The sequence below is a fragment of the Chryseobacterium oncorhynchi genome (genome assembly GCF_002899895.1).
GTDB classification, from domain to species: Bacteria; Bacteroidota; Bacteroidia; order Flavobacteriales; family Weeksellaceae; genus Chryseobacterium; species Chryseobacterium oncorhynchi.
The window spans coordinates 296,330-312,635 of sequence record NZ_PPEI02000002.1; the positions used below are offsets into that span (position 1 = coordinate 296,330).

Genomic DNA, 16,306 nt, shown 5'->3' on the forward strand with positions numbered 1-16,306 from the left:
TAATTAGTTTAAGTATTATATTAAATGAAAAATTACCAATTCATTTCACAATAATTGTTTTGAATTTGCTCTCCCCAGTGTATCCATTGACCAGGAGACCAATCCTGGCAAGTATATGCAGATGTACAACTCGCTTGAAAGGTTCCACATTGCATTTCGTATTTTTTCTTTGCCTTTTTTGTTTTTTTAGTAGCTGTAATTTCCTTTGTCTTTGAATTTACTTTTTCTACACCTCCTTTTGCACTTGCGAAACCTGCTACACCAAGTGCAGCAATAAATAATAGTTTTTTCATCTTTGAAATATTTTAAAATTACATGGCTAATGTAGAAATATAAATCAAACAAAAAAGAAATATTTTATTATGTTAAATATTTAAAAATCAATGACTTATTCCAACCTGCGTATGGTTTTATTTTCAAATTATTTTTTTAAAACTTACATGATAAAATGTAATTTCAGAATGATATTAACCATTTAAGGATAAATGATTGTAAGATTTAAATGAAATTATAAATCACCGACTTTGCTTTATAAGAAATGCATCACAAGAACTTTAGTAAAAACAAAAAACCTACTGATATTCAGTAGGTTTTTATTTGTTTCTGCGGAGAGAGAGGGATTCGAACCCCCGGACCTGTTACAGTCAATAGTTTTCAAGACTATCGCAATCGACCACTCTGCCATCTCTCCCTAAACTTCGGTTATACCGTTGTTTTCAGTGGTGCAAATATAGAGACTTTTTTATAACTGACAAAATATTTTTTAATAAAATTATAATTTTCAAATCTTTCAATGCCAGCAAAGGAGTTTCCCCGAAATTCTATTCAGAAATACAAGCTTACAAAGAGGTTGAATATCAAATATTTTCATCAATTAACTGTAACAATTCCTACACTGCTACTCTAAAAATCTATTTTAATTTTTTTTTACCGAAATGCTTCTTTTGATAAGAATAAAAATTTTTTACCTCTTAAGTATCATTTTTAACTATAGTAGTAAGTTGTAGTAACGTCTCCGTTGAAATTCGGTTTTGTCTCTTGCTTTTGTGTATTAAGCTCAAATATTCTCTCACCATCCTTTATCCCCGCTCTTATTTTAATAGCAGACCATCCGTTGTCTAAGGTAAGTTTTATACTATTTTCATCAGTAATGGTTGAGATATCCTTTAGATAACCGATACCAACAACTTTTAATTCATTATTGGTTGCCTGATATATCCAGCCATCAGACTGGGCAGCCACTTCACCATTTCCTAAGATATGTTCTTCACCTGTTGAAATGCAGAAAGAATAATAGCCCTCTTCTACTCCTATAAGCGGAATAGCAATTCCCGACTTTGTTATTTCATCTCCGTGTTCATTTTCAACAAAATATTTCAAAATATTATTGCCCGACAGGTTATGTTCCTGAAGGTATTTTGCTAAAAGCTCTGGACTGTATATTACAAAGCCCTTAAGTTCAGAAAATATTTTTTTCATAATTAATTTGATAAATTGGGTTAAAATTTAAATAAGGCCTCACTATCTTTCAATACCACCCTCCCATTACACTCCTGTTTTAATCCAGTTCTGCTCTTGAAAATAAATCCATGATTACGGTTTCATTTTCACAGGTCTTTTTGAAATCCAGAATAAAGTCTTTCAGATGATCTCCATTAGAAGAATAGGCACAAAACATTCCTCCTTCAGGATCAAAACGAATACTATCACTCAAATCCGGCCTTTTCTCCTCCAGGAAAACCTGAGCTAAGGATCCCCAGTCGTAACCGCTTCCCTCAAACCCCTCATCTGCTCTTGCATCAAAGATTTCCTGTTTATAACTTCCTGCATCTAAACATACCGAAAAGCTATTACCATGTTCTACCCAGAAAAATGGTTTGATTGTTTCTTTTAAATTATTGATGTCCATATTGCTCTAAATCTTTAAAAAATTGTAACGATCTCACTTATCCTGATCTATAACATTACAAGCATCATAACCTGAAATAAATCTGTTTTAATTTGACATCAAGAAATAACCCTGAAATAAAAACTTCAGAAAATCCGATGAAATAAATAGCTAAGTTTAAAAACCTGTAGTAATCAGAAGAATTAGTACAGAATGGTTAAGAATGCCTTTGAATTTGCTGCCATGATCTATAAATTTTAATCGTTAATACTATTTTGTAATTAGGTGTTGGTATAACAAATATAAAGCGGTTATTTATATTCAAAAAATTTTCAGACATCAATCTGAAAATTTGTAGTAGTTCTACGACTTTTGATCATAACTCTTCTTTTATCTACATTAAAAAACAGTAGCAAAACACTGTAAAACAAAACAATATTAATTATTTTTAAAAAGAATGTTTTTTCACCCTACTATGATAAAATCATTATCATTCATGAACTAAGATAAAAGAACAGCCACAAATTTCATCATCTGTGGCTGGCTTATATTATTTACTATTCTGTTTCAGAAGCTCAAATACTTTTTTGAGATAAACATCCGTTTGGTCCAAAAATTCCTGATTAGTTTGTTGTATTTTGATATGGGGAACAATTCCCTGCCCTCTTTTCTGATCCGAAAGATTTTGGGCATCCTGAATCACGTGGACAATGGAAAACCCAGTCTGAATACCCGTATTAGGAAGCTCATAAACCACCGGCAGATGTCCGTTATGTTCATAATAACCGCCCACAGTCTCCTTACCGATTACAATGGCATTCGTATAGGATTTAATTAATGAAGCCAAATGAGAAGCTGCTGATGCTACGCGCTGGTCTACAAGCAGGTAAAGCTGCCCTTTAAATGTTCTTTCATTGGGTAAAATAAGAGGATTTTTGTCATCTGCCCAATAGTATTTCCCTTGGATCTGTTTTGGATAAAGCTGCTTCAGATAGGTGTTCAGCCCATTCTTATCCGTTACTCCATTGGAAAGGAAAAGCGGGGTAATAACCAGTTTTTCATCCATTGGAATCTCATTAAATTTAGTGTAAGCATAATGACTGTCACGGAAAGGTTGCTGTGTAAGATATGTAAAAACTTTCTCATAAAGTGCTCCTGTTCCACCTGTATTCCCTCTCAGATCGATGATTAAACTTCCTATCTTTTCCTGTTCAAGGGTATCCATCATTTGTTCAAGAAAAGTACTGAATTTTTTGTAAGCCGGATCTTCTTTACCGGTTGCAAAGTCAAAACCCCTTACTGATAAACGATAGATCCCCTTGCCCTCTTTCGTGAGATTATATTTTTCAGATAAGAGTTTTTTATCAAAAATTAATGAAAATCGGGACTCCTGAAGCTTTTTAAAGCTGTCTAGTGAAATTCCGGGCAAAGTGATCTTATGAATCTGATTATTCCACTGATAGCTGATCTCATAATTTTTGTGGGTGCCAAATTCTATATAAAACTTATCAAGCATTCCTCTTTCAAAGCCTGTAGTCTCTTTATAGGGCATAGAATAACCGTCAGAAAAATAATATTGCGAAAAGCGACTGATTATTTCCTTTGAGGAAATCCCGTTAATGGATAGAATTTCTGCACCAAGAGGAACAGCAATATCCTTGGAATCCTGTAACAATCGCCCATCAATATTCTTAAGGGTAATGGGTAAATATTCTGGTTTTTGGGTTAGATAATAAGATGCATGGTTAGGAAGGTCTGTATAATTGTGACAGCTCCCCTCAAACCCAGTAACTTTGGCTATTACTTTATAAAAATCAAAAATATTCTTACTGTTACCAGCCTCTTCCTCTGCCCTTTGATAAATACTGTCAATCTGCTGCTTGCTTCTATAAACATAAAGTCCTGAATTCGCTTGCTCCCGAATGGATCTGAAAGTATGGAGGTCTTCCACAAACTGAGCTGCAGTAAACCGGTTATTCAGTATCGGCAGGTCTTTGGATTCTGTAATGGAAACTACAGCTGTTTTACTTTTTTCAACATAGGATTTTGCCCAGATTTTAAGTTGATATTTTTTGCTTTTTTCAGGGGCGAAGTAGAGTCGCTCAACACTCTTTATTCCTTTTGAATCATCCTGCTCCTTTATCTTTTTACCATCCATGAATAAGGCTATGCCTAAATTGGCATTGTCAGACTGAACTGATATCCATGCAGGCTTACCCGATCGGGGAGAATATTCTAAGGTATCTCTTGGTTTTAATTCCAGATTTGTTTGTGCAGATAAGGAGTTTACCAACAGTAAAAAAGCAGCAATATAGGGCTTGATCATGATTATTTTTTGAAAAGCTAATATACAAATTAACCACAATCGGTTGTTATAATTCCAAAGTCACAGATTTTTAAAAGACTATAATTTCACACTCATATTTTGAACTTCTTCTGCTGAAAAACCATAGATTTGAGGGGTTTTTACATCTAAAAGATTCAGATAAATATATAATTCTGCTCTGTGATGAATTTCGTGTTCAACCATTGCGCGAAGCCATTTCCATATTGAGATTTCATTATTGGCAGGAGTAAGGCATTTGCGGTTAAGATCTTCATCGGAAAATCCTTTTATGATTTCCAGTGTTTGCCTATGCATTTCATTGAAAAATTCTACAATATTTTCATACCCGTCCACCAGTTCTTTTCCACAGCCCGGATAGGCACTTTTTCTCCCGGAAATGGTTTCTCCATACATATATCTTTCAATGGTCGCAATATGTCGTATTTGGTCACCAATGGTAAATTTCCCGGGTTTATAAGTAAAGTCAATATGTTCAGGAGGAACGATCTCAATAATCCGATTGGTTCTTGCACGAATTTTCTCATAGTAATCTATGAATGAATCTACAGACTTTATTTCCATTTTATTTTTTTGATTAAATTAATACACTGAATTTCTGTATTGTGAATATAAGAAATCTTGAAAAAATTTCTTTACAGTGTATTTATTTAAAAATATTCGACATTTTGTACTGCCCTCACAAAGAAAATTGACATCAATCTGCTAATTTTGCTTTGATAAAACAATGTTTATCATGACTGAACATATTGAGAAAATTAAGAACCTAAGTTTTCGTTTTGATAAGGAAACCATTGCAGCTCTTGAAAAAATTACAACCACGGAGCAATTTAAAAAAGGAAAAATAATATTACAGCAAGGTGATGTATGTAGAAAAAGCTATCTCATCATTAATGGTGTTGCCCGAAAATTCTTTTATTCGGATAAAAAGGAAATAACCACTGAATTTTTCTTTAAGGATGATGTTGCAATTTCTTTTAAAAGTTATATCAATCAAAAACCAAGTAAAGAGATAATTGAATGTCTGACTGATATAACGGTAGAAACCGTAGATTATACTGCATTTGAAACCGCTAAAAAACAATTCCCTCTCCTGTTGGAATATGATGTTTTATTGACAGAACTCTATATTATTTGGCTGGAGGACCGCCTTTTTGATTTCCATACCCTAAGTGCTAAGGAACGATACGAAGCTCTATTGAAAAAATCTCCGGAATATTTTCACCATCTTAAACTGACTCACATTGCATCTTATCTCGGAGTTTCTCTGGAAACATTGAGCAGAATAAGGTCTAAAATATAAAATTCTTCTTTTTTCCCGATTCTCACTCTGATCTGTTTTCATTTTACTTTTTGACTTTTGTCAAAGGAATGCCCAATCCTAATCTTGATTTTTGCTGCAAATTATTATTCAGCATGAAAAAAAGAATTATAGGATTCGATCTGGCCCGGGCTTATGCTATTTTTGGGATGTTTATTGTCAACTTCAATATGGTTTTCGGCAATCATGATGACCGCTCATTTCTTGGAAAAATTCTGATACTTTTCAGTGGGCATTCCAGTACGGTATTTGTCATCCTCGCAGGAATGGGTGTAGCCCTTATGACCAACCGAATTCAGGAGTACACTCATGAAGATAGAAAAAGGCTTCGAAACACAATACTTAAAAGAGCATTGTTTCTTTTTGTGTTCGGAATGTTGTTTTATTGCTGGTGGCCTGCTGATATCCTGCATCTTTACGGAGGTTACATGAGCATTGGGGCATTACTTATATTTATGGACAAAAAATACTATCTGATCTCTGCAGCCATTGCTATTGTCATATTTCATCTGTTATTGCTCATCGTTCCTTTTGAAACCGGATGGAATTTCACCACTCTTCAATATTCTGATTTCTGGACGGTTTCTGGCTTTTTAAGAAATACGTTCTATAATGGCTGGAACCCTATATTTCCCTGGTTTGCCTATTTTGCTCTTGGACTTTACCTTGGAAGACTAGATTGGAGTTTGAAACAGACCCTGCAAAGGATATTTTGTATAGGTTTAGGAATATATCTTCTGGTAGAAGGTTTCCGTTATGGCAGTACATTCTTTGTACTGAGTTCAGAAGTCCGAGAGTTCATCAATGCCGATTATATACCTCCGGTATTGCCTTTCTTACTCAATACAATTGGTTTTGGGATGATGCTTATCACAGGTTTTATGTTTATCAGCCAATATATTTCTGAAAAAGATTGGGCTAAAGATCTGGCAAGAACCGGACAAATGACACTCACTCACTATGTTTCCCATCTCAGTATTGGACTTATTACATTTGCTTTATTGAAAGACAATGATTATTCAGGGGTAATGCGCAATAACAGTTCTGTATCTCCTCTCTATGTTCTTTTGTATTCCGTAGTTTTCTTTATTCTAAGCCTTTATTTTAGTAAACTTTGGAGTAAAAAATATAAGCAGGGGCCGTTGGAAATGTTGATGAGAAAGATAACAGATTAATCCAAAATAATTATTAATAGCAACTATCAGATAAAGAATCGGCACTTATTGTTTCGGTTCTTTTTGGTATAGTTGAGTAAAATAGATTACATGCCTCTTTTCTACTCAGATCCACCCTATTTTTTTTCTCCAATTTGTATATTCTACATCTCTTATTTCTATTTCCGGAATATTTTCAGAATCAGGAATTCTCTCAATATCCTCTAAAGACAATGGTAGCAGGCCAACTTTTAGCCGCTTATTGTTTAAGTTCTCTTTATTTTCTACCGGATAAGGAATCTCATTTTCAATAAACTGAGTACCATATTTTTGTGGTTTGCCCTGAAACACCTGAATTCGATCATACAAATACGCTCTGTTTTTCGGATTAATATCGTCAATATTTTCTTCCATCATTATATAGCAGTGCTTCATAAACTCTGGCTCCCCAATGGAATGCTGGATAATGAGCCAGGCGGCATTACTTGCTTTTTCACCTACCCTGGAGATGGTAGGAAATCCGATTTCAGTCATGATCTCCCGAAGTCGTTTGGCATTGGCTTTATGCACTTTCTCCATCTCGGGGTGATATCCTCCCGAAAGCTCTCCCGCTTCAGAAAGCTTCTCCCTTACTGACAAATCCAGCTCTGATAGTTCTATTATTTCCTTATCAAATGTATCGTTCATTGCTTATCAAATGATGCTTCAATTTACAAAATTATTAATGGCCTCAATAATAAACTGAGCTCTTTCCGCTACGGCAATCTTTGGAACTTCAATAATATTATAGTCATATTTACGATAGGTTTCTACCATACTATCAAAGGTTTGTACAGCCTTTTCCCATGTTTGTTTTCTCTCTAAATCATTTTCGTAGATATCTTTCCAGGGGGGAAGAATAAAAACATTTTTGTTGTAAACCATTTTGTGGGCAATTGCTTCCATTTCTGCCGGAATGGGAATCTTTTCAAGTTTGAGATACCCCATCGTATCTAATATTCCACGATCAAAGAAAACAGGATTCAAGTCAGGGATTTCTATCATTTCCTGATAGTTTTTTACTGAAGCTTCAAACATCAGTTCAGCAAAAAGCCTTTTATTAGCCCAAGGCAACCCCTCACCATTTAAGTTAATTTGTTCTTTAATAATTCTTCGACCTTCTTCAGGCACTGTTGTAAATCCAATATTTTTTAATTCATTTAGAAGTGTGGTTTTTCCGGCTCCAGGCCCGCCAGTGATGATATAAAGTTTCTGGATATTGTTATTATTTTTCAGCTTCAAATATTTAAAGGTTAACTACTTAGAATAATCAGAAGCTGCTGTAGGATTATTTTAATTAAAAAAAGAGAAATCTACCGGAAGTAGGTGCAAGAAGATCTTTATGGATCGTAAAGAATGAAAAAACCTTTTATAGGTTAGAAAATTTGTAAAAAAAGAATAACTATGATTCTCCTTATCGAAAAGAAATCTGAATCAATCTTACATGAGAAAGCAGAATTCTTACCAGTAAAGATAATAATTTTTGGTAAAATGAACGAAAATGAGGGCCTATTTCTTTGGCGGAAAGGTAATTCCGGCATCCTGAATCAGATCATAGCCAAACGTCATGATGGTTTCAATGACGGGAATGGCTTTTTTTCCTTTCTCGGTCAAACTGTATTCTACTTTTGGAGGAACTACAGGGAATACTTCACGATGGATCATTTCCTTGCTCTCCAGCTCTCTTAACTGGCTGGTTAACATCTTGTCTGTGATATGAGGAATATCTCTTTTCAGTTCACTAAAACGAAGTGGTTTTTCCTGTAATCTCCACAAAATAGGCATCTTCCAGGTTCCCCCTATATGACTTAGAGCAAATTCAATTGGAGTATAATACAATCTTTTGTCGTGGAAAAACTCAGGCATAATAATCGTTTTTTATAGTTATACTTTCCTAAAAGCAAGTATTGAACTAAAAAGTAAGTATATGACTTTTTGATAGTTCATTTTGCAAATTTGCACAAAAAATTATGAAATCGAAGAGCAGTGATCGCCCCCAACATTGTCCGGAGGGATCCAGATTGCTCATTATGTTATTCTCAATATTGTCTGGCTAGGTATGATGATGACATTAACACAGCTTACCTTACTCATCAAAAAAATACCGGAAATAAGTCTTACTATTCGTCAAAGCACCTTTAAAACCTGAGTGTATTCAATTGGCTGAAGTCTTCTTTAGTGTATATTTTTTCAATACTCCCGTTTTGCAACAGTCCAATTTTATCACAGGTATGGAAAAGGGTTTCAATGATATGAGAACTTATAATGACTACTTTATTTTCTGATTTTAATTGTCTGACAATATCATAAAGGATATGAACTCCCTCAAAGTCTACTCCATTGAATGGTTCATCAAGAATATTAATCGGTTTATTCAGCATTAGCATCCCGATAAGAGCCAGCTTTTTTTTCATTCCACTGGAATAATATTGTACGTATTTTTTCAGTGGAAGATTGAATTTTGTAATCATTTCCTTTACTTCAGTTTCTTTTTTTGAGGAAAAATAAGACAGGTATTCTTCTCCTGTAATATAGGGATAGAAGTAGTTTTCAGTTTCCAGATAGGAGATCAGTTTCCGTTGTAAACGTTCATTTTTCCAAATAATATTTCCTGAAAATTTATTGTTTTGATATATTGATTCAAATAGTGTAGTCTTCCCTGCTCCATTTTTCCCAAGGATACCTAAAATACATCCTTCTTCTATGGATAAGTTCAGATCATTTAAAACTTTCTGATTTTTAAATTCAACGTTTACATTTTTAATCTCCAACATAGGTTTTGATATTTTTAGAAGCTTCTTTAATGTTTTTATTTAGTATAAATACCGCCGGAATAATGGTCATACTACATAGGAAGTATTCAATATAAACTCCCATATTATAGTTGCTGCTTTTTTCCTTATGGTTATAATTTTTATATTTTCTGGTAAGTATCAACAGAAAGTAGAGGTTCATAAAAGCAAAGTAATACAAAATGTATATGCTTTCAGCAGGGTTCAAAAGCAAAAACGAACAGTATGTTGGCAAAAGCAAAATATTGAAAAACAGAGAATTCTTCCTTATTTTTTTTTGTATCGTATATTTTCTGAAGTACATTTCAAGCATTTCCTTGTTCTCATTCGGTTCATAAATATGGGAGATATAATCCAATATAACTGTTCCTACAATGATCAACGCTGCAGGATGATAGGATGAAAAAAGAACCAGTATACATCCGGGTATAGCCATCCAGCTATTTTTTCTGAGAAAACTCTTCCACTCAAACAGATCATCGGGAATAATGTTCCATTTTATAGTTACCACAGGTCTCATTCTGGGAGAAACAAAGGCCAATAAAAGGATCAAAATATAAAGTCCAAAGCCTATTTTTTCAACCTTATAATGGATGTTTCCAATCAATAACATACTATAGATAATTGCCGCTTCCAGTACAATGACCCATCGCCAGGTTTGCACAAAAACTTTCTTCAGAAAAGGAATATCTTTTCTTTCGCAATGAAACAGAAAAGTGAGTATAAAAAATATGATGGGATAGTAATAATCTGCTGGTAATTTCACAGCAATTAAAACCCCGAAAACAATCAAAGCCGGAATACTTATTCGTGGGCTCAGGTTTAGCAATCTAAAACTCTGGCTGAACCTGAATTTAAAATGGTTTATTAGTTTTTCCAAAGGTTTCTACAATATTCTTTTTTAAATAAATTGGTTCTATTGAATAGGTTTTATGATATACAGTTTGTTCTGACTTGTTGTAAACAGCTGAAAATTGAGATCTTTATCTGCAAAATAGAAATAGGGTGAGTATTCTTTTTCAAGTTCTGCTTTCAGTTTTCTGATGTTTTCGCCTTTGGTTTGATAAAATTTTTCGGTCGTAAACCTTTCATCAAATGACATTTTTTCTTTAAACTTTAGTGTATCTCCTTTTATCAGAAGCTGACAGTATAAATCTCCCTCCCATCTTTTTGAAGTGGATGGTATAGAACCTCCAGATGCACTGGAAGTAGACTTTATGAGCTCTCTTCTTTGGAAATAGACAGGGATGATATTCGGGAAACGATTGGGATCCAGCTCCTTTCTTTCTCCTCCAAAAGCATCTTTTCCAAAAAGATTGTTATTGTACCCAGGATTTGCTCTGGAATAATATATTCCGTCAGAAAGCTTGGTATTGGTGAATAGTTGATACCATTTCCCATTCATATAATAAGTAATCTGCTCTTCTGAGCCTCCTTTACTTTCCCTCAAATAATCTTCTGCACTTTCCACTATTGTATGGTACAGATTCATTTGCTCTTCTCTGCTCCATTTCAGATCTTCATTCTGTACTACCATTGGTTTACGAACGGTATCGCCATCCTTAATCCAGGTTTTGTAATATTTCTTATTATAATTCACTATAAAATCACCAAACAATAACTCACGCCAGTTAGCACGGGTACTTTTGTAGGTATAATGATCTTTAACATTGCCATTCTTATCCAGCTTATAAAAATGATAATCCTTATAGAAACGGGTACTACCCACCGCTCCGTCTTCTTCTATTTCTTTCTGATTTCTATCCTTTGGGATCTCGCTGGTTACCACCACCACCTCTCCGTCTGAACTTATAAAATGCTGTATAGGATCAAAGCTTTCCCACATTAGTTTTATTTCATGATGGCCGAATGAAATGGATTTAGAAGTGTTAATATCCTGATAGCCTTTATACTCTTCAGGCAGTTTGGAATTGTTCATTTTATTGATTAAATACACATCCAGCCCACCAAAATTGTAAAAGAAAATAACAGCTAACAGGAGAACGGCTCCTACAATAAGCAGTATTTTTTTCATTTGAATTTTATGGTTTTAATTCTTTTTTTTAGTTTTTGAAATTACTTTCGGATAAAAATAACAAATTAATTATCCAACAATATCATCAAAAGGATAAAAATACTAAACCCTCGCTCTAGGCAAGGGTTTAATGTTTATCGTGTATAGATTAAAATTGTATTATTATTCCTGCATAATTTTTTTAACCTCATCAAATTCGCTTTCGATCACAGCATCTTTCTTATAAGTTAATGATGAAACAATAATATTGGTTAATAGGGAAAGTGTGAATCCCGGAATAATCTCATACCAGCCCTTTAACGGGTGCTGAATATATACCCAAGCCAATACAGTTACTCCACCTACTAACATACCTGCCAAACCTCCCTGCCAGGTTGTTTTTTTCCATAAAAGTGACAAAAGAATAAGAGGCCCGAATGCAGAACCAAAACCAGCCCACGCATTTCCTACCAGATTAAGGATGCTGTCTTTTGGATCTAAAGATAAAAGACCTGCAATAATCGCTACCAATAGAACAGAAAGTCTGCTGGCAATCAGCAATTGTTTTGATGTTGCTTTTTTATTCAGGAAAGCTTTATAAATATCTTCCGTTAATGAACTTGAAGTAACCAATAACTGTGAAGAAATAGTACTCATTACAGCAGCCAAAATAGCCGTAAGCAGGAATCCTGCAATAAATGGATGGAACAATATACGAGAGAAATAAATAAAGATGGTTTCTGCCTCTGTTTTAGATCCATCAAACTTCATCATCGTTTCCAAGTCAAATTTTTGCAGATAAGCAATTCCCACCAACCCGATGGCTAAAGCTCCGGCAACAGTAAAAATCATCCATGTAATTCCTATTCGTCTAGCCTTAACCAGATCCTTAGGTTTATCGATGGCCATAAAACGCACCAGAATATGGGGCTGTCCACAATATCCTAATCCCCATGCTAACAGAGATACAATGCTTACCGTAGTTGTTCCCCTGAATAGATCCAGATATTTAGGATCTTTAGCTTCAATTAGGGATAAAGTTTCTCCAACACCTCCAATTTGTGTAATTGCCACAATCGGTACAATTACTAAGGCCAGAACCATAATGGTTCCCTGCACAAAATCTGTAAGACTTACCGCCAAAAATCCACCTAAAAATGTATACAGAACCACTACTAAACTGGTTAATAGCAAACCTACGGTATAATCCATTCCAAAAGCTGACTCAAACAACTTTCCGCCTGACACCATCCCTGCTGAAGTGTAGAGCGTAAAAAAGACCAGAATAAAAATGGCTGAGGTTATTTTTAGAAGATGATTTTTATTTTTAAATCTGTTTTCAAAAAACACGGGTAGTGTAATGGAATTTTGAGCAACCTCGGTATAAATCCTGAGTCTTGGTGCTACAATAATGTAGTTGAGGTAAGCCCCTATCGTTAGCCCTATCGCAATCCAGGAACTGGAAATACCAGACAGGTACATAGCACCCGGAACCCCCATCAATAGCCAGCCACTCATATCGGCGGCCCCTGCTGACAATGCCGTAACGGCAGCCCCCATCTTTCTTCCACCTATTAAAAACTCCTCCGAATTACTTGTTGATTTTCTATAAGAATATATGCCTATACCTATCATTAATAACAGATACAACCCCACAGAAATCCCTTCATATACTTGCATATCATTTTTTTTATGAAGCCGAAGATAACCATTTTTTAAAAAATGCCCGAATTGCCTCTGAAAATACTACCTATTTTAAATATAAAACCCCTGGCAAATTTACCTGGGGTTTTGTTTTTATCATAAACAGGATGAGCTTTATTTTACAAGAACCTGAGCTCTTTTCAAGTTGTCGGTTGCCTGCAAAATTTTATTCTTCAGAATTGGGTTATAATCAGGATTTTTTAAAAGAAATTGATTAACAATATCAAAAGCTTCTGGAGCCTGATAATTACTAAACGTTGAACGAAGCCAATTATCAGGAAAAAAGATAGCTCCTGTTTTTTGTATTTCCTGCAAAACCTCTAAAGTATTGGAAAGATAATGAATAGACGTTTGTTGTCTTAACGGATGATGCAGGTAGCCTAATGCAGAACCAACAGCTGATTCATTTGCTCTGTTTTGTTTTTGCATAAGACCTTTGAAAAAATCGTCGCGTATTTTTTGGTCTGAAGAAGCTGCTTTCATAATAATTTTAAAACGATTTACCCTATCCGGATTCTTAATTCTCGTCAGCTGTTCTTGCAACAAATCATTATTATTAGTGTTTCGTAATGATAAAGCAAGGGCAAGATTTGTAAAATCATCATCATTAAGGGATATGTCTTTCGGAGGTGTCTGAGATTTCCAAATGGTGTACAAATTATCATAGGCCTGCTGAGACTGAAATATTCCCTGATAGCCATCAAAAATAATTTTCTTATTGTTTTTCGCCGTTTGCACCTGCAATGTTTTCCATAATGTATTTTCTATATTTCCGGATTCTTTCAATCGAGTATTTTCAGATAAAAAACCCCAGTAAATAGTAGAAATATAACCGGTAATCAAACGTAAGTTTAATTCTGTATTTTCCTTTGGTAATTGTTCAGCAAAAAAATGTAATAAATCCTGCGGGTTGACCCCTGAACCATTCAGCATATTTTCATATAACGAAATATAAGCGCTTGCACGGTTTATCGGATCTTTTACTAAAGAAAATTCCGATATCATGGCTTTGTCCGTTTTGAATACTCCATACCCGATTCCTGAGGAATTTTGCAGGATAAAAAGAGGTTTCTTTTTCCCTTTTAATTCTGAAATATCCTGTTCTTTTCCGTCCAGCTTTACGTTAACTGTTTCAACTTTGTCAGCATAAAATAAACTGATTTGAAATGCTTGCGGCCAATATTTCTGTTCCTTTCCGTATTCAGGTTTCTGGGAAATGGCAAATTCTTTAATTGTATTGCCTTTATATTGTATATTATAATCGATAACAGGTCTACCTGGATCATTCACCCATACTTTATTCCAGCTTTGCAGATCTTCCGGTGTATGCTTGTCGAGAATGGTAATAAGATCCGGCCAACTTGCATTACTGTAAGCATATTTTGTAAGGTATTCACTTACTCCTTTTTGAAAATTTTCTTCACCTATCAGTAATTCCAGCTGACGCATCATAATGGGTGCCTTATCATAAATAATAGGCCCATACATCATCCCTGCATTCTACAGATTATCCAAAACCTGTCGGATAGGATTAGCTCCTAAAGTACGATCTACAGAATAAGCTGCCGGAAAATGCCCTGTTAAGAATTTCAGATCATAAACCATTTTATCTGAAGATGCACCGGTGCTTTTATCTGCCATAAAATTGGCAAAAACCTCTTTCATCCAGACATCATTAAACCAATTCATGGTCACCATATCTCCGAACCAAAGATGAGCAACTTCATGGGCTATAAGATTGGAACGGTTATTTAACTGATTTTGTGTAGCATTTGTATCTAAAAATAAAGTGGAATTTTGAAATAATATAGCTCCCGGATGTTCCATTCCTCCGAATTGAAAATCAGGAATAACAACCAACCCATGTTTTTGAAAAGGATGCTTAATCCCTGTCCATTTTTCGTAATAAGAAAGAGAATTCCTATATAAAGTAAAAATTGAATCCATGCTATTTTTAATTTTCACAGAATCTGTTTCACGGTATAAAATCCTGGAATCCTGCTGGCTGATTTTCTCTGTATGATTTTTAAAATCTCCGGCAGCAAAAGAAAACAAGTAGGTAGGAAGCAGATCCGACTGGTCAAATCGCAACGTTTTTTGGGCCTCTTGTATCTTTGTTTCTTTAAGCTTTCCGTTGGTGATGGCACTCCACTTTTCAGGAATAGTTAATGTCAAAGAATAGTTGGCTTTCAGATCAGGCTGGTCAAAACATGGAAACATGGTTCTTGCACGATCTGGAACAAATAAAGCATAAAGATACCCATCACGTCTGTTCAAAGCTCCGTTTCCGGCAAGAAAGGCAACATTAATCTGATTAAATCCCGATTTCAGATATTTTGCTTCAATGATGACATGTTCATTTTCCAGAACTGCTTTTATCGGTTGTTCATTCACAGATACGGACAGAAGTGAAGAGGTTTCTTCTTTAAAATCGATCTGTAATGGAGCTTCATTTTGTTTTTTATAGTTAAAAGTAATCACTTCTGTTCCGGAGATCCTTTCTGACTTACTTTCCGGGATTTTCAGATTAAGCTCATACTTAATTTCATTGAGTGTATTTTTTCTAAATTGGGCCAACTCATACGAGACACCAGATTCAATCTTTGGTAAAGGCTTCATTTGGGCATGGTAACCACTATTGAAAACAACTAAAAATAACGTTAACAGACCTGCTTTTTTCATAAATCAAATATAAGGATTGGAATTGAAATGGGATACTATTGACATAACCAAACCTTAGCAAGATTAAAATTTTCATCTCTTATTCCCAACATGAAACAAAAGCTATTTCCAGTTGACAATTTATTTGAACAGAAAAATCAGCCACTTATTTTCAGTCCTATTTTAAGATACACAATTACTGCATTTTATCTATATATTTTCTCAGGTAAAAACCGGTGTTTTTTGAAATGCAAAAGTCCAAATAATCCGTTTACTATAACCGAGTTAGGGCAATCTAAAAGAATATTTTCATATTTATTTATATTAATTCCAAACAAATGCAATTCTTTGTATTTTTTTTCATAAATATTTAATACTTTAGCTGTATA

The 16,306-nt window shown here is 34.5% G+C and carries 14 protein-coding genes, 1 tRNA gene and 1 pseudogene; 2 read left to right on the forward strand and 14 right to left on the reverse strand.

Going from position 1 to position 16,306, the window contains the following annotated elements; translation table 11 throughout:
- Nucleotides 1–32: 32 nt before the first annotated feature.
- The 6 genes from C1638_RS07005 to C1638_RS07030 all read right to left on the reverse strand — a co-directional run bounded on the left by C1638_RS07005 (nt 33) and on the right by C1638_RS07030 (nt 4,796).
- Nucleotides 33–293, reverse strand: coding sequence for a hypothetical protein (locus tag C1638_RS07005; RefSeq protein ID WP_109619520.1), 261 nt, complete (start codon nt 291–293; stop codon nt 33–35).
- Between the two features lie 313 nt (nt 294–606).
- Nucleotides 607–691 (reverse strand) — tRNA-Ser (locus C1638_RS07010).
- 293 nt (nt 692–984) lie between these two features.
- A complete protein-coding gene (locus C1638_RS07015; protein ID WP_109619522.1) occupies nt 985–1,479 on the reverse strand; it encodes a hypothetical protein in 495 nt (164 codons plus the stop codon).
- Nucleotides 1,480–1,558: 79 nt separating this feature from the next.
- The gene (locus tag C1638_RS07020; protein WP_109619524.1) at nt 1,559–1,909 is read right to left on the reverse strand and encodes an immunity 51 family protein; all 351 of its coding nucleotides are present in this window, start codon (nt 1,907–1,909) and stop codon (nt 1,559–1,561) included.
- A gap of 529 nt (nt 1,910–2,438) precedes the next feature.
- Nucleotides 2,439–4,214, reverse strand: coding sequence for a S41 family peptidase (locus tag C1638_RS07025; RefSeq protein ID WP_109619526.1), 1,776 nt, complete (start codon nt 4,212–4,214; stop codon nt 2,439–2,441).
- A gap of 78 nt (nt 4,215–4,292) precedes the next feature.
- On the reverse strand, nt 4,293–4,796 hold the full coding sequence (locus tag C1638_RS07030) for a DinB family protein (protein ID WP_109619528.1): 504 nt from the start codon (nt 4,794–4,796) through the stop codon (nt 4,293–4,295).
- A 172-nt stretch (nt 4,797–4,968) separates the two neighbouring features.
- Between C1638_RS07030 and C1638_RS07035 the strand changes: the two genes are divergently transcribed.
- Together C1638_RS07035 and C1638_RS07040 are read left to right on the forward strand one after the other, a co-directional pair.
- The gene (locus C1638_RS07035) at nt 4,969–5,535 is read left to right on the forward strand and encodes a Crp/Fnr family transcriptional regulator (RefSeq protein WP_109619530.1); all 567 of its coding nucleotides are present in this window, start codon (nt 4,969–4,971) and stop codon (nt 5,533–5,535) included.
- Between the two features lie 113 nt (nt 5,536–5,648).
- Nucleotides 5,649–6,728 carry a DUF418 domain-containing protein gene (locus tag C1638_RS07040; protein WP_109619532.1) on the forward strand — a complete coding sequence of 360 codons (1,080 nt, stop codon included), beginning with the start codon at nt 5,649–5,651 and terminating at the stop codon, nt 6,726–6,728.
- Nucleotides 6,729–6,833: 105 nt separating this feature from the next.
- On the opposite strand, the gene C1638_RS07045 is transcribed toward C1638_RS07040, so the two are convergent.
- From C1638_RS07045 to C1638_RS07080, 8 genes and pseudogenes are all read right to left on the reverse strand, one after another.
- Nucleotides 6,834–7,394, reverse strand: a complete 561-nt coding sequence (locus C1638_RS07045) for a DUF6624 domain-containing protein (RefSeq protein ID WP_109619534.1) — start codon at nt 7,392–7,394, stop codon at nt 6,834–6,836.
- A gap of 18 nt (nt 7,395–7,412) precedes the next feature.
- Nucleotides 7,413–7,988, reverse strand: coding sequence for an AAA family ATPase (locus C1638_RS07050; protein WP_228428071.1), 576 nt, complete (start codon nt 7,986–7,988; stop codon nt 7,413–7,415).
- A gap of 267 nt (nt 7,989–8,255) precedes the next feature.
- Nucleotides 8,256–8,612 carry a winged helix-turn-helix transcriptional regulator gene (locus tag C1638_RS07055; RefSeq protein ID WP_109619536.1) on the reverse strand — a complete coding sequence of 119 codons (357 nt, stop codon included), beginning with the start codon at nt 8,610–8,612 and terminating at the stop codon, nt 8,256–8,258.
- 272 nt (nt 8,613–8,884) lie between these two features.
- Nucleotides 8,885–9,520: an ABC transporter ATP-binding protein gene (locus tag C1638_RS07060; protein ID WP_109619538.1), complete on the reverse strand. Its 636-nt coding sequence runs from the start codon at nt 9,518–9,520 to the stop codon at nt 8,885–8,887.
- Complete coding sequence (locus C1638_RS07065; RefSeq protein WP_123838354.1) at nt 9,507–10,418, reverse strand: hypothetical protein; 912 nt, start codon at nt 10,416–10,418, stop codon at nt 9,507–9,509. Before C1638_RS07065 ends, C1638_RS07060 begins: the two co-directional genes overlap by 14 nt.
- 36 nt (nt 10,419–10,454) lie before the next feature.
- Nucleotides 10,455–11,573, reverse strand: coding sequence for a hypothetical protein (locus C1638_RS07070; protein ID WP_109619542.1), 1,119 nt, complete (start codon nt 11,571–11,573; stop codon nt 10,455–10,457).
- A gap of 162 nt (nt 11,574–11,735) precedes the next feature.
- Nucleotides 11,736–13,232 carry a sodium/proline symporter PutP gene (gene putP / locus C1638_RS07075; RefSeq protein WP_109619544.1) on the reverse strand — a complete coding sequence of 499 codons (1,497 nt, stop codon included), beginning with the start codon at nt 13,230–13,232 and terminating at the stop codon, nt 11,736–11,738.
- A 138-nt stretch (nt 13,233–13,370) separates the two neighbouring features.
- Nucleotides 13,371–15,938: pseudogene (locus tag C1638_RS07080) on the reverse strand (M1 family metallopeptidase).
- Between the last annotated feature and the right edge of the window lie 368 nt (nt 15,939–16,306).